Source organism: Novosphingobium sp. BL-A-41-Hi4B-X5A (genome assembly GCF_055521705.1).
The window spans coordinates 2,709,808-2,728,434 of record NZ_CM145500.1 but is presented as its reverse complement, the minus strand read 5'-3'; the positions used below and the strand labels follow the sequence as shown (position 1 = coordinate 2,728,434).

The window sequence follows — 18,627 nt, the reverse complement described above, 5'->3', positions numbered from 1 at the left end:
GCCCAAGCGCCATAACCTGTCGGATCGTTCCACTTCGATGGCGACGTCCCCTCTTTTCCTCACCTCGGGATGCCCAGTGCGTCGGATCGCTGAAGCGAAGGCTGTGGACCTTTTCGACAGAGACTCAAATCTAACTAGCAACTGCGCCTGGCACGTCGGCATTCCGCCTCTCTCTTCCCCTTCCATCTCGCCTGACGCTTGGTTTTGAGGTCGCGTAAAGTAGGGGGCCACTTGGAGTGAAATCACCAAGAGCAGCGCGTGGCCAAATTTGCTCCTCTGTTCCGCCGGTCGTAGTTCCGGACGACGCGGCCAGACGAGAAGTCATAGCGTAAAAATGATTATTATCTATAGGAACATTATTCGCAGGCTTTCCTTTCCATTCGAAATTAAGGCATACATTATTCTTGAACATACAGTAGGAGTCAATAGAAAATCCGTCATCAGTTCTAAACCACCACGCCTGATTCATTGAGTTATGCGAAAATATAAGATGCGATTTTAGTCCAGATCTTCCAACTTGGCTAAAAAACCATTGCGTTTTTGCATATACGTCATTAATCTTTTTAGCATAATAGCAATTATTAACGAATGCTAAATCCATAGAAGCTTCATTCGTGCTTATAAAAAAGCATTGCCCCACATGTCCGACAATAATATTGTTAAATACAATTACGTTCTCTCGAATTCCCCCAAATAGTTGCTGCCAAACATCACTGTGAATATCCAACATTGTTACTATTTGTAACGTCGTACCTTTTACATTCGTTGGCCCGAACGCTCCTCCTTTGAGCTTTGGCAACGAACAGAAAGTAGCTCGGCGCGAATCATCGAGCAACGTTGCCACGAACCCCGGTAGTCCGTTCAGCCAGTTGACGACAGCAGAGCACGGTGTAGCACTTGTCGCCGTTTTGGAAACGGTGAAGGATCCCACAACCATACCGTCCACCGTAGCAGTAAAAACTCGGGATGCTTGATCCGAATATCCCGAAAGTTCTAGATTAGCAGAGCTTGCATTTCCAATATATGTTAGCGTAAAAGCGGGAACATCCTTTGCCCAAACCTCCGAGCTGTTGAAATTTTCGACATAATTTCCGACCGCACACCGGACGTCCGTCATGATGTCGCCCAAACCGTTTGAAAGCCTGCACCCTCTCGCAAGGCTTGCACCAACAACCATATTAGCAACGCTACTTATAGTACACTCGGTAAACCACGGATTATTACGAGCAATACTATAAAGCTTAGGCCCCCGCAGCGCAGGAATCGTATAATTTGGTCCGGCTGTCGAAGTGATGTTTACTCCGTCAAACCAGTGCTGACACCCTTTACCTTCATGATATATTGTGTCCATAAACTTGTGATCTATAGTTATATTACTACCCTTAAATCGCAAGCCATCATAAAATGTACGAGGAGATGCTGGAGCGTAGCTGGCGTTGCTAATCGTGATTGGCACCAAAGCCTCGATTGTAGCGTAGCCCTTGGCAGTCACGTACGATCGACCAATCGACTCCAACCGATAATCATCGCGCGCTTCTGTCAAAGTGATCCGCGGACGATCCTTCCTTTGCAACGCAGCATAAGCCAGCGCGGCCCGTATCGAAGCATAACGAGTACCTGCAATCTCGGGTTGGGAAGGTGAAACCGTCAGCTCCAGATCGTAAAGCGCTGAGGACGGCATAAACAGGTAAGGTCCCATCACCCTGTTTTGCATGGTAGTGTCGCGTGGGACGGCTTCTACAAACAAGTGGGCATCGCCATTCCGACCGTCATGCCTTAGTCGGAACCACCAGCCGAAATAGCTAACTTGTTGACCATTTTCGGCCGTGAAAGATTCAGAAGATGGACTAGATATCTCAATTTGATTGCCTTCGAAATAGACAATCAGAGACTTCAAACCCAGATTTTCAAGTAACGAGCCCCCGTCGTTCGCAAAAGCTGCAACGCCCACCAAGAGCGTATCCGTGTAAGCCTGATTTGGCGGGACTATGAGCCGCACCGTTGGCTTTGCAGTTAGGCGCACTGGATCTAAAGGCGGATAGGTGAACCCCGAACCCGCAGATCCGGTCCAATTATTGCCTGGGTATATCTCGTTCTGCGATGTCGTGGCGGCCGAGGTAGCCACCGCGCGAAGGGTCGAGCTTTGTGCAGCGGTTGATAACAGGATTGGCGGGCTCGCCTCCGGAGATTCACCACCCCCACAAGCAGAGAGCGCAAGCGTCGCCGATGCTCCGCTCAGGAACGCGCGTCGTGAAGCAAATCCACTTAATAAAGGGTTTGGCTGCAAAGCGTAGACGTCTCTCATATTCCCCAGACTCCTTTAGAGTCTGGCATTCATATAACTAAATTCTTATTAGCCCCACCATTTTATTGTAAGTATTAACCCGAATACACTGGAATATGGAGGTATGAATACATACGTAAGGCCTTATACTTATACGCGCTAGATATGATGTGTATATGTGCTTTAGCAACCGCGCTGAGGATAGCTCCTAAAGACTTGTTCCGCGCGCGTTCGTCTGATCCAGAAAAAGCCTGAGTTTGCTGTGATACGCAGATAACAGGTTGCGGGTCCGAACGTTGGCACCGCTTCCAGAAGACGGGTAGCGAAGCTGTGCCGCAGAACATGCGGTTCGACCCGCTTTTTTTGATTTCGACAGGCTGTGCAGCATCTACCACTCAGCGTTGGCCCTGTCAGATACCGAGCCGATCTAGGGTAGTGGATGCCTGGAGGCAGATGGCCTATGGTGTGCTAGGCGGCGTGGACGAATTTGAGCCAGTATCTGGCGGTGGCGATTTGGACCATGCCGAGGAAGCTGGAGACCCGCAAAAACCGATGGAGTTTCGGTGTCGTTGGTGATTCATTGATCGAGAGCGATCATGGAGAGCCGTGATGGATCCGAAGTTCCTGTTCAGTTTGGACGATCATCTTGAGGCCTTGAGCAAGGACGGCGATCCGCTCGAGGTTCTGCAACAGACGGTGGACTTTGAATACTTCCGGGCCTGGTTGGTTGAAGGGCTCGGCGATGGCGATGGTGCCAAAGGTGGTCGCCCTTCGTTCGATCCGGTGATGATGTTCAAGGCGCTGATCCTGCAGGCGCAGCACAACCTGTCGGACGCGCGGATGGAATTCATGATCCGGGATCGCCTGAGTTGGCTGCGTTTCCTTGGGCTGTCGCTCGGGGACCGGACGCCGGACGAGAACACGATCCGGCATTTCCGCAATCGCCTGACCGAGACCGGAACGCTCAAACGGGTGATGAAGGCCTTCGACTGGCAACTCCAGAAGAAGGGCTACATCCCGATGTCGGGGCAGATTGTCGATGCCTCGCTGGTGCCCGCGCCCAAGCAGCGAAATACCGAGGGTGAACGCGAGGCGATCAAGTCGGGCAAGAGTGCGAAGGATATCTGGCCCGATGCACCGAACAAGGCCGCGCAGAAGGACACCGATGCACGCTGGACGCTCAAGATTGGCGGCAAGGTGCGCCATCGGGAAGACGGCACGCCGCTGCCCATGATTGCCCTGCCGGTCTTCGGCTACAAATCCCATATCAGCATCGACCGGCGCTATGGCTTCATCCGGGAGATGGCGGTAACGTCCGCATCGGCTGCCGACGGGCGTCTCCTTCGGCACGTCGTGAGTACCGATAACACCGGCTCCGAGGTCTGGGCAGACAGCGCCTATCGCTCAAAGCGCAACGAGAAGTGGTTGTCGGATCGGATGCTCACATCGCGAATTCACCGGCGCAAACCCAAGGGCAAGCCCATGCCGAGAGCGATCGCCAGAGCCAACGCCGCAAAGTCCTCGATACGGGCCCACGTCGAACATGTCTTCGCGCATCAGAAGAACCGCTTCGGACTGTTCATCCGCACCATCGGCTTGGCCCGTGCCGAAGCAAAGCTCACCCTTTGCAACATGGCCTACAACTTCAACAGGCTGATCTTCCACGAGCTACGCGAAAGCATGGGATGACTCTGCCAGGAATCTCGAAGAACCGGCTCAAACCGCCCGAATTACCTACAGAAATAGACCAGCGGCGGGTCATTGTAGTCGAAAAGCACAGGGAACAGCCATCCTCGGACCAATCCGCCTCGAACTACATGGTTTTTGCGGGTGTCCAGCTCGCGCAAGGTGGTCGTAGCGGGTGGCGATGGCGCGGTTGATCTTGAAGTGGCTGAACAGGCGCTCAATTCAATCGCGCTGTTTGTAGAGTGCCCGATCATACGCCTTGCAATGTGCCGCCTCGCCGACCGTTAAGTGGAAAGCGAATGGTCGTCCGAAGGCGTCAGCCAGGTAGTGAAGCTTACTGGTGGACCCGCCAGGCGACCGGCCAAGAGCGCGTCGATGATTCCTCCTTTTAGCTTCGCCGGCCTGCGGCTCCGCCCGCTGCCGAGACGTGGGCGCGAACTGTGGTGCTGTCGATCCTGTCAAGGCTGCTGTCCGCCATGACCTCTGCCAGCGTAACCGCGACCGTCTCCCAGACCCGAGCTTCGCTCTAACGTCGAAACCGCAGATAGGTGGTGTTCCAGCTACAGTATCTGGCAGGTACGTCACGCCATGGCGCGCCACATCGCAGTCACCAGAGAATGCCGTTGATGATCGAACGGTTCTACTCGGCCGTCTGCCTCGGCCACGGTTCTCAGGCTCGATGGGCAATAAATCCTTCAGGATAAACCATTCTGCTTCGGTCAGATCGCCCTGCTCAAGCCTGCCTCCAAAAAACAGCGTTGAATCAGCGACTGGGCGCTACGTCAATCTGGTCTCTTTGCGTCGGTGGCATGATCCGAAGCGACGCAACGAAATAGCAGGCTGCTGGCACGGCTATGACCACAGACAACAAGCCTGCCCGGCCAAAAATCACGCAGCCGGCAAATAGCGGAACAGCTATCGCTGCCAGAGACCAGGGTGTCGGGCGACGCAGGACCGCGGTCCCAAACTAGAAGGAAAGGACAGCGGCAGCAATCAAAAAGGGTGCCGAGAATGTAGCTATCACAACGATGAAAGAGCCAAACATCAGACCCGGCAGCGCCAGCGCCCACACGACGATTACGCGGCCATGAAAACCTTCACAATGGCTCTGCCTTGCACCACCCGGTGTCGAAATGTCGATCGATTGGTCTTATTGCACCGCACACTGATTGCCGACAATCGCAACGAAGAACTCGCGCTTGCGCAGGGTCTAGCCGAGATTGCGCGCGCTGTAGCGCGATGAAGCGTGGCGGATTTCCGTCATCTGGAGTGGCCTGCGTCGTATTGGGACACGAAGATGCTTGCCATAAGATGATCCCTAGGTACTTTTGCGCAGTGCAATAAGAATAGCATTGGTCGCATTAGAGATTCGTTCCCATTGTTACGATCCATGTCCCGTCTGGTGATCGCGCGGTGCTGCGGACACCTTTGCGCGGGACTGAAGGGGCAGCTACACGCGATGACAATGCACATTTCGGCAGACGAGATGCGCCAGTCGCAGAACAGGAAGCGCGTGACGCTTCCCCTGGCGCCGTCGCTCGAGCAACGGCGGCTGCAGCTCTATGTTGCGGTACTGCTGGCCGACGGCCTTGCCATCATCGGCGGATTCGGCGCGGCGAGCTGGCTATACCTCGGCAACTTCGCCGATCCCGCCTCGGTTCTGCATAGCCAGGTGATGCTGCCGATCTACTGGACGATCGCGCTCAGCCTTCAGGTCTATACGCTTACCGCCCTGCGCCGCCCCAACTTCGCGCGGGGGCGTTCGGCCCTGTCGCTTCTGGGTGCGGAGTCGGTGCTGCTGTTCGTCGGCTTTGCGACAAAGAGCACCGAGGATTTCTCGCGTGTATCGGCCATGCTCGGGCTGGCGTTCAGCCTGGCGTTGCTGCTGTGGGTGCGCGCGCTGATCCGCCCGCTGATCCGTGCCCGCTGCGGCGAAGTTGCGGTGAACACGCTGGTGATCGATGACGGCGGCGCTTCGCTGCGCGTCGCCCACGCATTCCACATTGATGCGCGCGAGCATCACCTCGCGCCCGACCTTGGCGATCCGCACATGATGGACCGCCTCGGGCTCTACATGCTGAACATGGACAGGGTACTGGTTTCCTGCCCGCCGGACCGTCGCACGTCGTGGGCGCTCGTGTTCAAGAGCGCCAATGTCTCGGGTGAGATCGTCGATCCCGAAGTGCGCAAGCTTGGTGTGATCGGCGCACGGCGCGATCGCGATTACGGTTCGTTGATCGTGTCGAGCGGGCCGCTCGGCCTGCGCGCCCGCGCGGTCAAGCGCGCTCTCGACACGACGCTGGCAGGGGGCACCGTCCTGTTCCTTTCGCCGCTGTTGCTGCTGGTTGCGCTGCTGATAAAGCTCGAGGATCGTGGTCCGGTGTTCTTCGTGCAGAAGCGCACCGGGCGCGGTAACCGCTTCTTTCCAATCCTGAAGTTTCGATCGATGCGCGTCGAGAAGCTGGATGCATCGGGCAACCGTTCGGCCAGCAAGGATGACGATCGCATCACCTGCATTGGTCGGCTGATCCGCCGTACCAGCATCGACGAACTGCCGCAGCTGCTCAACGTGCTGCGCGGCGAGATGTCGATCGTGGGCCCGCGCCCCCATGCCATCGGCTCGCTGGCCGGCGACAAGCTGTTCTGGGAAGTCGACCATCGCTACTGGCTGCGCCACTCGCTGAAGCCCGGCCTTACCGGTCTGGCGCAGGTGCGCGGTTTCCGCGGTGCGACCGACACCGAGACTGACCTTGCCAATCGCCTTCAGGCCGACCTTGAATACCTCGATGGCTGGACGATCTGGCGCGATCTCAAGATCATCGTCAACACGGTGCGCGTCCTTGTGCATGACCGCGCGTTTTGAGAGACTTCCGCTTACCCGAGATGCTGCATTTCGACGCTCGCGGGACAGGTCAAACCGGGCAGTTCGGCCTTGAGCTGAGCCACGCGCTTGGCGAAGCTGCGATGGGTCGGCGCCCGGAGGAAGCCCAGCCAGTCGCCCTTGCCCAGCCGCTGGAACAGGCCGAGCCCCGTGCCGACATCATAACCTGCGCAGTGCATCAGCCGAAGGCCGAGCGAGTCGGCATCGTCCTCCATCCGTCGCCGGGCCGCTATGCCGCCGCCCTTGCGGTGCCGCAGGATGATGTGAGCCAGCTCGTGCCCTGCGGCCAGCGCAATTTCGTCATCATTGCGCGCAAAAGTGATCAGGCCTGCGGAAATGGCGACATTGCGCGAATCGCTATGGGCGTCGATGCTGCTATCGGTGAAGAGCACGAGGCGTGCTGCGCAATGCCGGACCGGCTGGACACGGAATTGCTGCGTCGCCCCTGCTCGGCCGACGGCGATCGTGATCGGATGGTCAGGTTCATTGGCGGCTATTTCCTCGATCAGCGCCTCGGCGACCAGGACGCCCGCCTTGCGACGTTCCACGATCGCGCCGACGCTCTGGCCATTGATCGAGAGAATTTCGTCGCCCTCCCGCAAATGCCGGACGCCCACAAAACGTTCTATCGGCAAAGTTATATTGCATTGCACCATTTTGGAGTAGCCGCTAAGCAGGCAGTATTACGCGGGGGAAACCTGCCAAGCCGTTTCTTCCGCATCGCTTAAAGATCGGCAAGGACGGCATGCGGCCCGCCTGCGGTTTGGCTTGCTTCGGGAGATTACGTTGAAGATTGCCATCCTTGGTCTGGGCTATGTGGGTTGCACCGCGGCGGGATGTATCGCCAGCCAGGGTCATCATGTCATCGGCATCGACGTCAATCCCGGCAAGGTCGATACGCTCAATGGCGGTCGCTCGCCGGTTTACGAGCCCGGCCTCGACGATCTGATTGGCAAGGCTCGCGCCGAAGGTCGGCTCGAAGCGGTGACCGAGATCGGCGAGAAGCTCGACGATTGCGACATCGCCATCGTCTGCGTCGGCACGCCGAGTGGTGTCGATGGGGCACACAACATGAGCTACATCGTGCAGGTCACCCGCGCGATTGCTTCTTCGATCAAGCCTGACCGTGCGACCCCCCTGACGGTCGTCTATCGCTCGACCATGCGACCCGGCACCACCGAGCAGATGATCCTGCCGATCTTCCGTTCGCTTATCGGCGATGATTGCGACCGCGTCATCGAACTGGTCTACAACCCCGAGTTCCTGCGCGAGGCGACCGCGATCGAGGACTATTTCAACCCGCCCAAGATCGTGCTCGGTACCATCGGTGGTGAGCCCTCCGAAAAGATGGTCGCGCTACACGAAGGCATCGATGCGCCGATCTTCCACGTCGGCATCCGCGAAGCGGAAATCACCAAGTTCGTCGATAACACCTGGCACGCCGTCAAGGTGGCGTTTGCCAATGAAGTCGGCCGAGTCTGCCAGAACCTCGACATCTCGGCGCGGCAGGTGCACAAGATCTTCGTCTCGGACACCAAGCTGAACATCTCGGCATACTATACTCGTCCGGGCGGTCCGTTCGGCGGTTCGTGTCTTCCCAAGGACGTGCGCGCGCTGCAGCATATTGCGGCTGATACCGGCGCGCAGACGCATCTCGTCGACTCTCTGCTGCGCAGCAACGACGCGCACAAGCACCACCAGTTCCTGCAGGCGACGCAGGGCTTAGAACCGGGCGCGCGTGTGCTGCTCGTCGGCCTGTCGTTCAAGGCGGATACCGACGATCTGCGCGAGAGTCCGGCGGTCGACATGGCGCGCAAGCTGCTCGATGCAGGGTACGCGCTCGACATCTATGACCCGCAGTTGAAGCCGGAAAGCCTGATCGGCCAGAATCTGGGCTATGCCTATGCGATCCTGCCCTCGATCGACGGACTACTGGTCGACAAGGCGACGGCGCAGTCGCGTGACTATGCGGTGGTCGTTGCGACCAATTGCTTGATCAAGGATCTCGAACTCGGTTCTACGCGCATTGTCGACGTGAGCGCCATTGCATGAACGCGGTTGCTACCCCTGCTGAATTCGAGTTCCCGACCGAGATTCCGGGCCTGCCGCTCAAGGGCAAGAAGGTTCTCATCGTGGTCGAGAACCTGCCGCTGCCGTTCGACCGGCGCGTGTGGCAGGAGGCGCGCACGTTGAAGGCGGCAGGCGCTTTTGTCTCGATCATCTGCCCGACCGGCAAGGGTTACGAGAAGCGCTTCGAGGTAATCGACGGGATCGAGATCCATCGCCATCCGCTGCCGATCGAGGCAAGCGGCGCGCTGGGCTTCCTGCTCGAGTACGGCGCTGCGCTGTTCTATGAAACCGTGCTGACCTGGAAGATCTTCTTCAAGCGCGGCATCGATGTGATTCAGGGCTGCAATCCGCCGGACCTGATCTTCCTCGTCGCGCTGCCGCTGAAGCTGTTCGGCGTGAAGTACATCTTCGATCATCACGACATCAATCCTGAGCTTTACGAAGCCAAGTTCGACAAGCGCGGCTTCTTCTGGAAGCTTATGGTCCTGTTCGAGAAGCTGACCTTCAAGTCGGCCGATGTCTCGATGGCGACCAACCATTCCTATCGAAAGATCGCGATCGAGCGTGGCGGAATGGACCCGGACAAGGTCTTCGTCGTGCGCTCCGGCCCTGATCTCAGCCGTCTGAAGCGGGTGCCGCCGGTGGACAGCTGGAAGAATGGCCGCAAGTATCTCGTCGGCTATGTCGGTGTGATGGGCGACCAGGAGGGCATCGACCTGCTGATCGATGCGGTGGACCACATCGTGCGGCAGATGGGGCGCAGCGATATCCAGTTCTGCCTTGTCGGTGGCGGCCCGAGCCTTCCCAAGCTCAAGGCGCTGGTGGCCGAAAAGGGCCTGGCGGATTTCATCCACTTCACAGGGCGCGCGCCCGATCAAGACCTGTTCGAGGTTCTTTCGACGATGGACGTTGGCGTCAACCCTGACCGGGTCAACGCCATGAACGACAAGTCGACCATGAACAAGATCATGGAATACATGAGCCTCGAGAAGGCGATTGTGCAGTTTGACGTGACCGAGGGCCGATATTCGGCACAGGACGCTTCGCTCTATGCGAAAGCCAATGATCCGATCGACATGGCTGAAAAGATCGTCGAGCTGATCGAAGATCCGGCGCGTCGCATGGAAATGGGGGCATTTGGGCGCAAGCGCGTCGAAACCGAATTGAACTGGGGCCACCAAATAAACCCACTGATATCCGCTTATTCCACGGCTCTGAACTTTGCACGCTGATCCGGCATCCCACGGAGACGCCGGTATGCGGCGAAATCCGTCAGCGTTGCCGCGGACGGCCAAGCAAGCGCACATGAACCACGGCGGCGTAGGCAACCGAAAGCGTCGAGCCGATATCAAGAAACCAGTTCAACCGTGGACCGCCGAACAGCAAAACGTCGGTGACGTGGAACGATACGAGGCGCAGCACGATCAGGCACAGCATTGTGGCACAGCCAGACGCGGCTACCAGAGTAGCAAGCGGCAGAGCGCCTCGTCGCAATTTACCACTGTGCATTCGGTTCACTACACTCCACAATGCTCCCGCTGCCGCAATGATGACTACAAGGCTGGCAAAGATCGATTGAAACTCAAAGCGATTGCTGTAGAGCTTATCAGACCGGAGCAAGGCGCGGAACCAGACGCGGATTTGTTCCTCAATCCCGAAATAGCGCGAGATCGCTGCTATGACAAAAAGCAGCGTGGCAAGGATCCACACATTTCTGGATATGGCAGGCAATGCACTATGCCCCCTGCGAGACCGCGACACCAAGAAAGCCTTCAACGCAAGCACCGCCGTGGCGACATACGATACAACCGCGAAGAGGGTGAGCATATGACGGACCTCAAGTTTGTTGTCGCGCGCCTCTTGCCAGAATTGGACGCTGCATTGCAACATTCGATCTTGGGGGCACCAACAGACAGTTGTCGGCGTCGAGACGAGGGCTCGCAACGTCCCCCGCAGCAAGGGTTGCGCTGTGTTAGGGAGGGGTTTATGCCGACCACAACTCTGTTTCAAAAGGGCCTTTGAGGGTGGAAGCTTGCATGAAGTTTAGACTCGCCCGTTGCGCTGCAAAACCCGCTGCGGCTGGCATACTGCTCATCGCTCTTGCGGGTTGCAGCACCGGTCCTGGTGCCAAGGTCGGCCTTGTCGACCAGACCCCCTCAGCCGAGCTCGGTCAGCAGGACTACACGGGTACAGAATCGTCCACCTACACATTGCGTCCCTCAGATGTCGTGTCCGTGACCGTTTTCCGCGAGCCCGATCTTTCCGTCGAGAACGTGCCCGTTGGCGCCGATGGCATACTGTCGCTACCGCTGGTCGGATCGATCAAGGTCGACGGAATAACCACTCGTGACTTAGAGCGCTCATTGGCTCAGCGCCTCGCAAAGGCGGACCTTATCGATCCGAGGGTCTCAGTCAACGTTATGCAGTTCGGCTCACACGTCGTCACTGTTGAAGGCTCGGTTGAAAAGCCCGGCATGTATCCGTTCAAGCCTGGAACGAGACTTTCAGGCGCGATCGCTCTCGCGAACGGTTTAAAGCGCGAAGCCAAACTCAAGGAAGTCGCAATTTTCCGGCAGACTGAACGGGGAATGTCAGTCGCCAAATTCGACTACGGCGCCGTTCGTTCGGGCACGATGCTAGATCCGATCCTGTTGCCGACCGACCGCGTGGTGGTCGGGACTTCCGGTCTCTCATTATTCTGGCAAGACCTGATCAAGACTCTCCCTGCTTTCGCGCTGTTTACCAACATCTGAGGTACGGCCTCCCGACCGTGAATTTCAAAGGGTTAATCGAAGCATGATAGACGCCCAGAACCGCGCTGCGTGGTCGGACAAGTTTATGCCGGGATCGGATGACGGTTCCAGCGACGGCAGCGAGGGATTTTTCACGCTCGCCATGATGCGCGGAGTGATGTTCCGGCAGCGCCTAATTCTGATAGGTGTTACGACCGTAATCCTGGTGCTGGGCCTTATAGTAACGCTGATGACCAAGCCGATATATCAGGCTGAAGCAACGGTGCGGGTTGAGCCCAACGGCGTTCAGATCGTTGAGGGCCAGGATCTCGCACCAGACGTCTCGGTGAACGAGATCAACCGATTCATGAATACACAAGGCTCAGTCATCCAGAGCCGTAGCCTAGCGTATCAGGTGGTCGACGACCTGAAACTGTATGATAATCGCGATTTCCTCGGCAAGAAATATCTAGATAACCGTCCAGTCGGGCTTTCAGACAAGCAGTGGCTTCAGACGCGGCGGGATACGGCAGCCGCCATCGCTCAAGGTGGCGTCTCCGTTACCATCCCGATGGACAATCGCGTGATTGCAATCAGCTTCCATTCGCCCACCCCGCAGATTGCAAGCCTGCTCGCGAATGGCTACGCTGACGCGTATGTGAAAGAAGATCTTCGCCGCAGCCTGCGGTCAAACGAATATGCACGCAAGTATCTGCAGGACCAGATCACAGAGATCGGCCGAAAAGTGCAGGAAGCCGAAATGAAGGCTAATGCTTACGCCAAGCAGAACCGTATTGTAGGCAGCCCTCTGACAGCTTCCTCCGCCAAAGACGAAAGCGCAGGCACTGCCCCCACGATCACCGTAGGCAACCTGACAAGCGTCAACGAGACTTACACCAAGCTGCGTTCTGATCGCATTTCTGCCGAGCAACGCTGGCGCGCAATCGCCGGCATCCCCGCGAGCCAGCTTCCTGAAGTGCAGCAAAATCCGACCTACCAAGAACTGCTTGGCGAGCGCTCCAAGCAGCTGGCCAAGATCGCAGAACTTCGGCAGCGTTATGGTGAATCTTATCCGCAGATCCGCGAGACGCGTGCACAGATAGCCACGCTGGATTCGCAAATTGCCAAGATCGGCAACGACATCAAGAACTCTGCACGCGATGCCTATCTCGTTGCCCTTCGCCAGGAGCAAGGGATCGCTAGCGAACTGAACAAGGTTGCAGACGAAACGCTCGACAAGCAGGACCGACGCGTTCGCTACAACCTCCTCGATCGTGAGGCTGGCGCTCTTCGTGCCCAGCTCGCTGCGCTGCTTGAACGTTTTAACCAAATCTCGGCGGCTGCCAACATTGACAATGGCACCGTGACAAAGCTGGATAGCGCCGAAACGCCTTCGGTTCCTTCCTCGCCCGACCTGGTCAAGAACTTGCTGGTAGCCTTGGTTGCCGGTGTAGGTTTGGCCGTCGGTGCCGCGGTGTTGCGAGAAGCCTTCGACGACCGCCTTCGGTCTAGTGATGATGTCGAACGCAAGCTCGGCACGCCCCTTCTCGGTTTCACGCCACACTTGTCCAGCGATGAGATGGAAGATCAGATCCGCGATCCATTCAGCGCGCTCATGGAAGCGTACTCGTCGCTGCGAACCTCGATCGATTTCGCGGTACCTGATAATCACCGCGTTCTGCAAATTACCAGCAGCCAGCCTTCCGAAGGGAAGTCACTGACCTCAACTGTGCTCGCTCGTAAATATGCGCAGTTGGGCCGTCGGACACTGCTGATTGACGCTGACTTGCGCAAGCCGGCCATCAGCGCGCTGTTCGGCTCAGAGCGGAAGTCCGCAGGCTTTGGGGAAGTTCTGCTGGGTGACGTTCCGCTGCAGTCCGCCCTGTTGGAGGGGACGCCGGAAAATCTTGATGTACTGCCAGTGGGCCCTCTGCCTCTCAGACCAGTCGAGCTCCTGTCTTCGACCCGTTTCACCGACTTCCTGCAACGCTGTCGTGAGAGCTACGATCTGATAATCATTGACTCGTCGCCGGTGATGGGATTGGCGGATGCACCGCTTATCGCACAGCATGTTGACGGTGTGGTGTTCATTGTGGAAGCCAACCGCTCGCACTACGGTCAGGCGAAGGCTGCACTGCGCCGCCTCCGGACCGCCGGAGGGAAGGTGGCCGGAGCTGTTCTTACCAAGTACCGTTCTGCTGAGGCCGGATATTCCTACGACTACACCTACAACTATTACTCCTACGGCGACAAAAACTCGAATGAATGACAGTTTTACAGCGCGCCGGGGTAGCGCTCGCCGCCCCGGCCTTTTGTGCGAAGAGTGCTGAGGCGGCTGTGACCGATCGTAAAGCTGCTAAGATTTTGCACGTAAGTGGCGATTACCCGGACGCTTTCGATACGTTCAAGACTCCAGTGATCCGGAGTTTGGTCGAATTGACGCGTGACAAATTTGATCACGAGGTCATTTCAGTCAATCGTCGGTCGCCGGGGATCAAGGCGATGCTTCTCTCGATTTTACGGGGCCACGGGAAGCCGAAAGTAGCATTTGAGACGCAGTCATTTTCCGACGGAACTTCCCTTCGATACTATGCACCGGGTCGAGGCGTTTTCCACGCCACCATGCTGCACGAGCTTGGCAACTCACTGGTCGAATATTACCCTAAGTCGAAGGGCGGCACGGCAGACGTCGACCTGATTATTGGCCACAAATTGTCGATCGAAGGTCTCGCCGTTCGCCGCATGGCGAAGAGTTTCGGTGTACCTTACGCGATATCCATACAGGGCGATACCGACACTAAGATCCTCCGTATGCGGCCCGATCTCGCGCCAGAGTTCCGAAAGGTGCTGCACGAAGCGGCCGTTGTGTTTCCGTTCTCGCCCTGGGCTATGACGCAGATAGAAAAGCGCTTGGGCAAGCGCAGTGGACTTACAATAACCTTACCCTGCCCGACGGATCTTGATAGCCCGCTAACCCCTACGAACGTTGACAACCGAGAGCTGCTTACGGTGTTTCATTTGAAAAATCGCAAGCGCAAGAATCTCGCTGGCTTGGTTGCCGCCATGCGCATCGTGGAGAGAAAAGATCCCAGTATCCACCTTTCCGTGATCGGCGGAGGGAGCGAATCCGACGTAAAAGGCAGCCAAGCAATTATCGGCAACCAGCGTAACGTTCAGCTCGTGGGTCCTCTGGACCATGCCCAACTGCGCAACCGCTTTAACGCCTCCGTCGGCTTCGTTATGCCTTCGCTTCGCGAAAGTTTCGGTCTCGTCTTTGTCGAAGCTCTATTTTCGGGCTCACCAATCATTTATCCGAAAGGTACTTCGGTTGACGGATTTTTCGACAATTCAGATTTTGCGTTTCCTGTCTCAGCCTCCTCGCCGGAAGAAATTGCGGCAGCAATTCTGCAGCTGGTGAACGAGCAGAGACCTATCAAGGCCTCTCTGGCCGCATGGCAGGTGTCCGACGCCAGCGCGCGTTTTACGCGACCAAATATAGCACAAAGCTTCGCCACTGCGCTCCAGCTGGCTATCGTCAATGCGTCGCTCGGCAAGTAGTCAACTGGGTCACTGATCTTCTGGCGACCGGATGGCACGCTGGCCGACAACTTTTGCCGGGCTACCGGCCAAAATCACCATCGGTGGGAAATGCCCTTTGACCACTGCACCTGCCGCGACAACAGACCCATCTCCAATCATTGTTCCCGGAAGAATAAGGGCCCGCGTCGCCAGCCAAACGTCGTTCCCGATCACGATATCAGCTTCACGCATGGGCTGATCCGTAACTGGAGATCCGGCGTTATAGTCGTAAGTAGCCGCTGTCAGCATCACTTCCGGCCCCATAAGCACATCATCGCCAATGATGATTCGGCCCGTGCCGGGTCCAGCCCAGATGTGGCAGCGAGAACCGATACGGGGACGATCTCCCATCACGATCCTCTCGGCATTTGAGAACACAGCATCAGGACTAATCGCTGGCGATGCACCGACCGTTAATTCACGCAAAGGTCTTACATGGGAATAGTTGTAGAAGTTGACAATCTTAACAAGATGCATCCAGGCCCGTGGATCGAAAATTGCCATGAGAAGACGCATCAATTTACGCCCAAAACCGAGGCGTTGCTTGTGCACGAGGTTGGAATCTTGTCCCATCAATAGCCGTTAAGCCATTCTCTCCGGCTGGACCAAACGGTCTGCCAGCGTGAATGCTCCTCAGTCTTTCCGGAGACGATCGCCTTTACCGCAGATCCCCCGCGGCGAATCGCAATCCACAACCAAAGAAGCGCAATACCGATCGGAACACGGACGCCACTCCAATGATCACGGATCAAAGTGGCCTTTGACCGCATGAGTCGGAGGATTTTGTCCTCACGCTTCGCGCTGGCGGCGCCAACCAGATGCATGATTTGTGCGTCAGGCGTGACCATCGGCTGATATCCGAGACGTTTGGCACGGAGGCACAGATCGTGCTCTTCGCCATACATGAAATACCGTGGGCTGAAGCCACCAAGCTCACGCCATAATGCGGTGGGGACCAGCATGAAACAGCCAACAACAACATCAACCTTGCGAACGCTATCCCGATTCCACCCGCCGATTCCTTCTGCATTGAAGAACGGGGAATTGCGGAAGAGCTTGGCCAGACCCGTTGCCGAACAAAACAGGCTCCATACGGACATGGTATTCCAGCAAGACGCGATGTTGAGTGATCCATCAGGGAAAACCGTGCGACCGCCGACAATTCCGGCCTCGGGGTGCGCTTTTCCGAAGGCCAAAATGTTCTCCACCGCCCGGGGATGAGTCTCCGTGTCCGGATTAAGTAACAAGAGCCAATCGGTTGTTGCTGTCTCCGCAACCGCGTTGTTTGCACGCGAAAAACCGACGTTCTCCGCGCTACGGATCAATTCCAATGCAGGAAACCGTGCTGCGATCGCATCGGCCGACCCGTCATGAGAAGCATTGTCCCACACCACAACTCGCATGGCTACATCGCCAGCGTTATCGAACAGCGTCTCGATCGCACGTATCGTGAGATCGCGGGTGTTGTAGCTAACTATGATGACGGTAACTTCCGGCACCGCTTGCGTAGCTGCAGTGGGCAGCGCAGCCGATTGAGGGACGACATGCTTGGCAGTCATTTATTCAGCCTTCTGCGCGCGACTTTGGGTCTTCAATATCCGCCTATCTCCCAGAGCCATGACAATGCCAATTAGCATCATGAACCAGGTCAATGTTCCCCCAAAATAGGACGTGGTGAAGGCCAGCATGACCATGCCGAACAACGAAACTGATATTGCTATGCCGAGCTTTCGCTCCACCTTCGATAGATGAGGAACAACCTGCCCCAAGCTGATCATTGCAATAAGGCATCCGAGCAAGAGCGCGACCGGCGTAATGTAGCCATGGCGGATGGCGAGCAACAGCCAATGATTGTCGATACTGTTGATCATCCACGACAGACGCTCGTAGTCAGTCAGCCCGATACCAAACCACGGGTGTTTCGCAACAGAGCGACTCCCGTATTCCCAAATCAGTTGTCGAAACCAACCCGTAGCAGGATCGAGTGTGTAGCGAACAATGATTGATACGACACCATTTTGGGACGCCACCTGCAACAGCAGCAAAAATGAAAACACGGTGAAGATGAATGTGCGCCAGCCAATTCCGCTAACATTATTTTTGAACCGTTCAAATCCTAGCAAAAGACCTGTAATAGCAAATGAGACGAAGCCGGCGGAGCTGACTGAAAATACCGCCATCACGCCCGCTACAATTCCTGCCTTGCGCGGCCAGCCTCGCAGTGACGAGTTTATGAACAGCGGAAGGAAGCTCGCCATGAAAAGTCCGGCGAGAATGGGATGCGAAAAAGGACCCGCAGCCCTAAGCAACCCAAGGCGGATAACATTGAAATCCTTGGCCTGAGCAACGGCTTGACCATTCTCAAAAAAGGGAAGCGGACCAAAAATACTCGCAGCAAGTGGGCGCACTAGCTGACGGTGTGTCAAACTTTCAACCATCATGCTCAAGCCCGCCGCTAGAAGGCCCGGAGCAATATAGACTAGAAATCTGCGGAAATCAGCGTAGCTGCGAATGCTCAAACGAGCAATCAGATAGGGAGTGATTACGTCGAGCACCAACCCGATCGCGCGGCTGAACCCTTCCCCTAAGCCGTAGAATGCACAAAAGGAAATCATCATCCAGCCAATCGCAGCAAAGATGAAGAGATCCGCACCTCTGAACGGATAGCGCCCTCTAGAGATGCTGTTGATCAACCACGGAAGCATTAACAAGCTTACCGCTCGGAAGGAGTATATCACCTGCCCGGCGATGGACAAGCGCACCTCCTGTGGCAGCAGGGCGGCATAAAACATCAGCAACGCCGGCAGAAGTGGTACGAGTGAGCGCGGGCCCGTTTGCGGGCGTACGATGTTGGGTGCGGGCAAATGAACGTGCCCGCTCTTAACAGGGATGCCGGACGAAGCCATGAATTGAGCGATCTCCTTGGTACTTTCCTTTATCCTCATTGGCACGCAGCCCGCAAGGGAAATGGGTGCAGCGCAGCATAGGAGGAAAACATTTTTCCAGTGGGCTGACTGCCATGACTGGGCTTTAATTCACTTTTCGTTCCGAGACATGCGGTGGCATTGGACCCTTCCCAATCCGCTGCGGACAGCCCGATCTCCGCACAGAATTTCTCCGCGATTTTTGATCGCGGCGTAAAATGCCCCAGAAGTGACATTTCATAATTTCCACTTCTTCTCGTTAACCCTGTCCGAGGCGCACTCCGGACAGGTCAAACTCCAAAAATCCGGCATAGCTTTCCCGGTGGGAGGCGGTGCCGCGATGAAGAAGCTTGGAGGTTTGATGATGATCCTTGATTTGCACCGCCATCGTGTGAAGATCGCTGCGATCGCCCGCAAGTCGGCATCGACCGTAAAGCAGTCCGCAAATACATTGGCCGGGGCATCGAGGTA

Annotated in this window: 14 protein-coding genes; 8 read left to right on the top strand and 6 right to left on the bottom strand. The window is 56.6% G+C overall.

What is annotated here, in order from left to right:
• Positions 1 to 130 precede the first annotated feature (130 nt).
• Positions 131 to 2,305 carry a hypothetical protein gene (locus ACZ1JY_RS13235; protein WP_465129596.1) on the bottom strand — a complete coding sequence of 725 codons (2,175 nt, stop codon included), beginning with the start codon at positions 2,303 to 2,305 and terminating at the stop codon, positions 131 to 133.
• A gap of 588 nt (positions 2,306 to 2,893) precedes the next feature.
• Between ACZ1JY_RS13235 and ACZ1JY_RS13230 the strand changes: the two genes are divergently transcribed.
• From ACZ1JY_RS13230 to ACZ1JY_RS13220, 3 genes are all read left to right on the top strand, one after another.
• Positions 2,894 to 3,973, top strand: coding sequence for an IS5 family transposase (locus tag ACZ1JY_RS13230; RefSeq protein WP_465129595.1), 1,080 nt, complete (start codon positions 2,894 to 2,896; stop codon positions 3,971 to 3,973).
• A gap of 141 nt (positions 3,974 to 4,114) precedes the next feature.
• Positions 4,115 to 4,258: a hypothetical protein gene (locus ACZ1JY_RS13225; RefSeq protein WP_465129594.1), complete on the top strand. Its 144-nt coding sequence runs from the start codon at positions 4,115 to 4,117 to the stop codon at positions 4,256 to 4,258.
• A gap of 1,177 nt (positions 4,259 to 5,435) precedes the next feature.
• A complete protein-coding gene (locus ACZ1JY_RS13220; protein ID WP_465129593.1) occupies positions 5,436 to 6,833 on the top strand; it encodes a sugar transferase in 1,398 nt (465 codons plus the stop codon).
• Between the two features lie 11 nt (positions 6,834 to 6,844).
• Here the strand turns inward: ACZ1JY_RS13220 and ACZ1JY_RS13215 are convergent, their stop codons facing one another.
• Positions 6,845 to 7,468, bottom strand: a complete 624-nt coding sequence (locus ACZ1JY_RS13215) for a M48 family metalloprotease (protein WP_465129592.1) — start codon at positions 7,466 to 7,468, stop codon at positions 6,845 to 6,847.
• A 169-nt stretch (positions 7,469 to 7,637) separates the two neighbouring features.
• On the opposite strand from ACZ1JY_RS13215, the gene ACZ1JY_RS13210 reads away from it, so the two are divergent.
• Both ACZ1JY_RS13210 and ACZ1JY_RS13205 read left to right on the top strand, forming a co-directional pair.
• On the top strand, positions 7,638 to 8,903 hold the full coding sequence (locus tag ACZ1JY_RS13210; RefSeq protein WP_465129591.1) for a nucleotide sugar dehydrogenase: 1,266 nt from the start codon (positions 7,638 to 7,640) through the stop codon (positions 8,901 to 8,903).
• Entirely contained in the window at positions 8,900 to 10,153 is a 1,254-nt protein-coding gene (locus ACZ1JY_RS13205; RefSeq protein ID WP_465129590.1) for a glycosyltransferase family 4 protein, read from the top strand. The genes ACZ1JY_RS13210 and ACZ1JY_RS13205 overlap by 4 nt, the downstream gene beginning before the upstream one ends.
• A gap of 40 nt (positions 10,154 to 10,193) precedes the next feature.
• On the opposite strand, the gene ACZ1JY_RS13200 is transcribed toward ACZ1JY_RS13205, so the two are convergent.
• A complete protein-coding gene (locus ACZ1JY_RS13200) occupies positions 10,194 to 10,748 on the bottom strand; it encodes a hypothetical protein (RefSeq protein WP_465129589.1) in 555 nt (184 codons plus the stop codon).
• Positions 10,749 to 10,957: 209 nt separating this feature from the next.
• On the opposite strand from ACZ1JY_RS13200, the gene ACZ1JY_RS13195 reads away from it, so the two are divergent.
• Genes ACZ1JY_RS13195 through ACZ1JY_RS13185 form a run of 3 tightly spaced genes read left to right on the top strand, consistent with a single transcriptional unit; the run spans position 10,958 to position 15,211 of the window.
• Positions 10,958 to 11,674 (top strand): polysaccharide biosynthesis/export family protein, encoded by a 717-nt coding sequence (locus tag ACZ1JY_RS13195; RefSeq protein WP_465129588.1) that lies wholly within the window; start codon positions 10,958 to 10,960, stop codon positions 11,672 to 11,674.
• Between the two features lie 43 nt (positions 11,675 to 11,717).
• Positions 11,718 to 13,922 (top strand): GumC family protein, encoded by a 2,205-nt coding sequence (locus ACZ1JY_RS13190; protein WP_465129587.1) that lies wholly within the window; start codon positions 11,718 to 11,720, stop codon positions 13,920 to 13,922.
• Complete coding sequence (locus ACZ1JY_RS13185; RefSeq protein WP_465129586.1) at positions 13,919 to 15,211, top strand: glycosyltransferase; 1,293 nt, start codon at positions 13,919 to 13,921, stop codon at positions 15,209 to 15,211. The genes ACZ1JY_RS13190 and ACZ1JY_RS13185 overlap by 4 nt, the downstream gene beginning before the upstream one ends.
• Before the next feature lie 9 nt (positions 15,212 to 15,220).
• Here the strand turns inward: ACZ1JY_RS13185 and ACZ1JY_RS13180 are convergent, their stop codons facing one another.
• Genes ACZ1JY_RS13180 through ACZ1JY_RS13170 form a run of 3 tightly spaced genes read right to left on the bottom strand, consistent with a single transcriptional unit; the run spans position 15,221 to position 18,177 of the window.
• Positions 15,221 to 15,805 (bottom strand): acyltransferase, encoded by a 585-nt coding sequence (locus ACZ1JY_RS13180; protein WP_465129585.1) that lies wholly within the window; start codon positions 15,803 to 15,805, stop codon positions 15,221 to 15,223.
• On the bottom strand, positions 15,805 to 16,791 hold the full coding sequence (locus ACZ1JY_RS13175; RefSeq protein ID WP_465129584.1) for a glycosyltransferase family 2 protein: 987 nt from the start codon (positions 16,789 to 16,791) through the stop codon (positions 15,805 to 15,807). The genes ACZ1JY_RS13180 and ACZ1JY_RS13175 overlap by 1 nt, the downstream gene beginning before the upstream one ends.
• The gene (locus ACZ1JY_RS13170) at positions 16,792 to 18,177 is read right to left on the bottom strand and encodes an O-antigen ligase family protein (RefSeq protein ID WP_465129583.1); all 1,386 of its coding nucleotides are present in this window, start codon (positions 18,175 to 18,177) and stop codon (positions 16,792 to 16,794) included.
• Positions 18,178 to 18,627 lie beyond the last annotated feature (450 nt).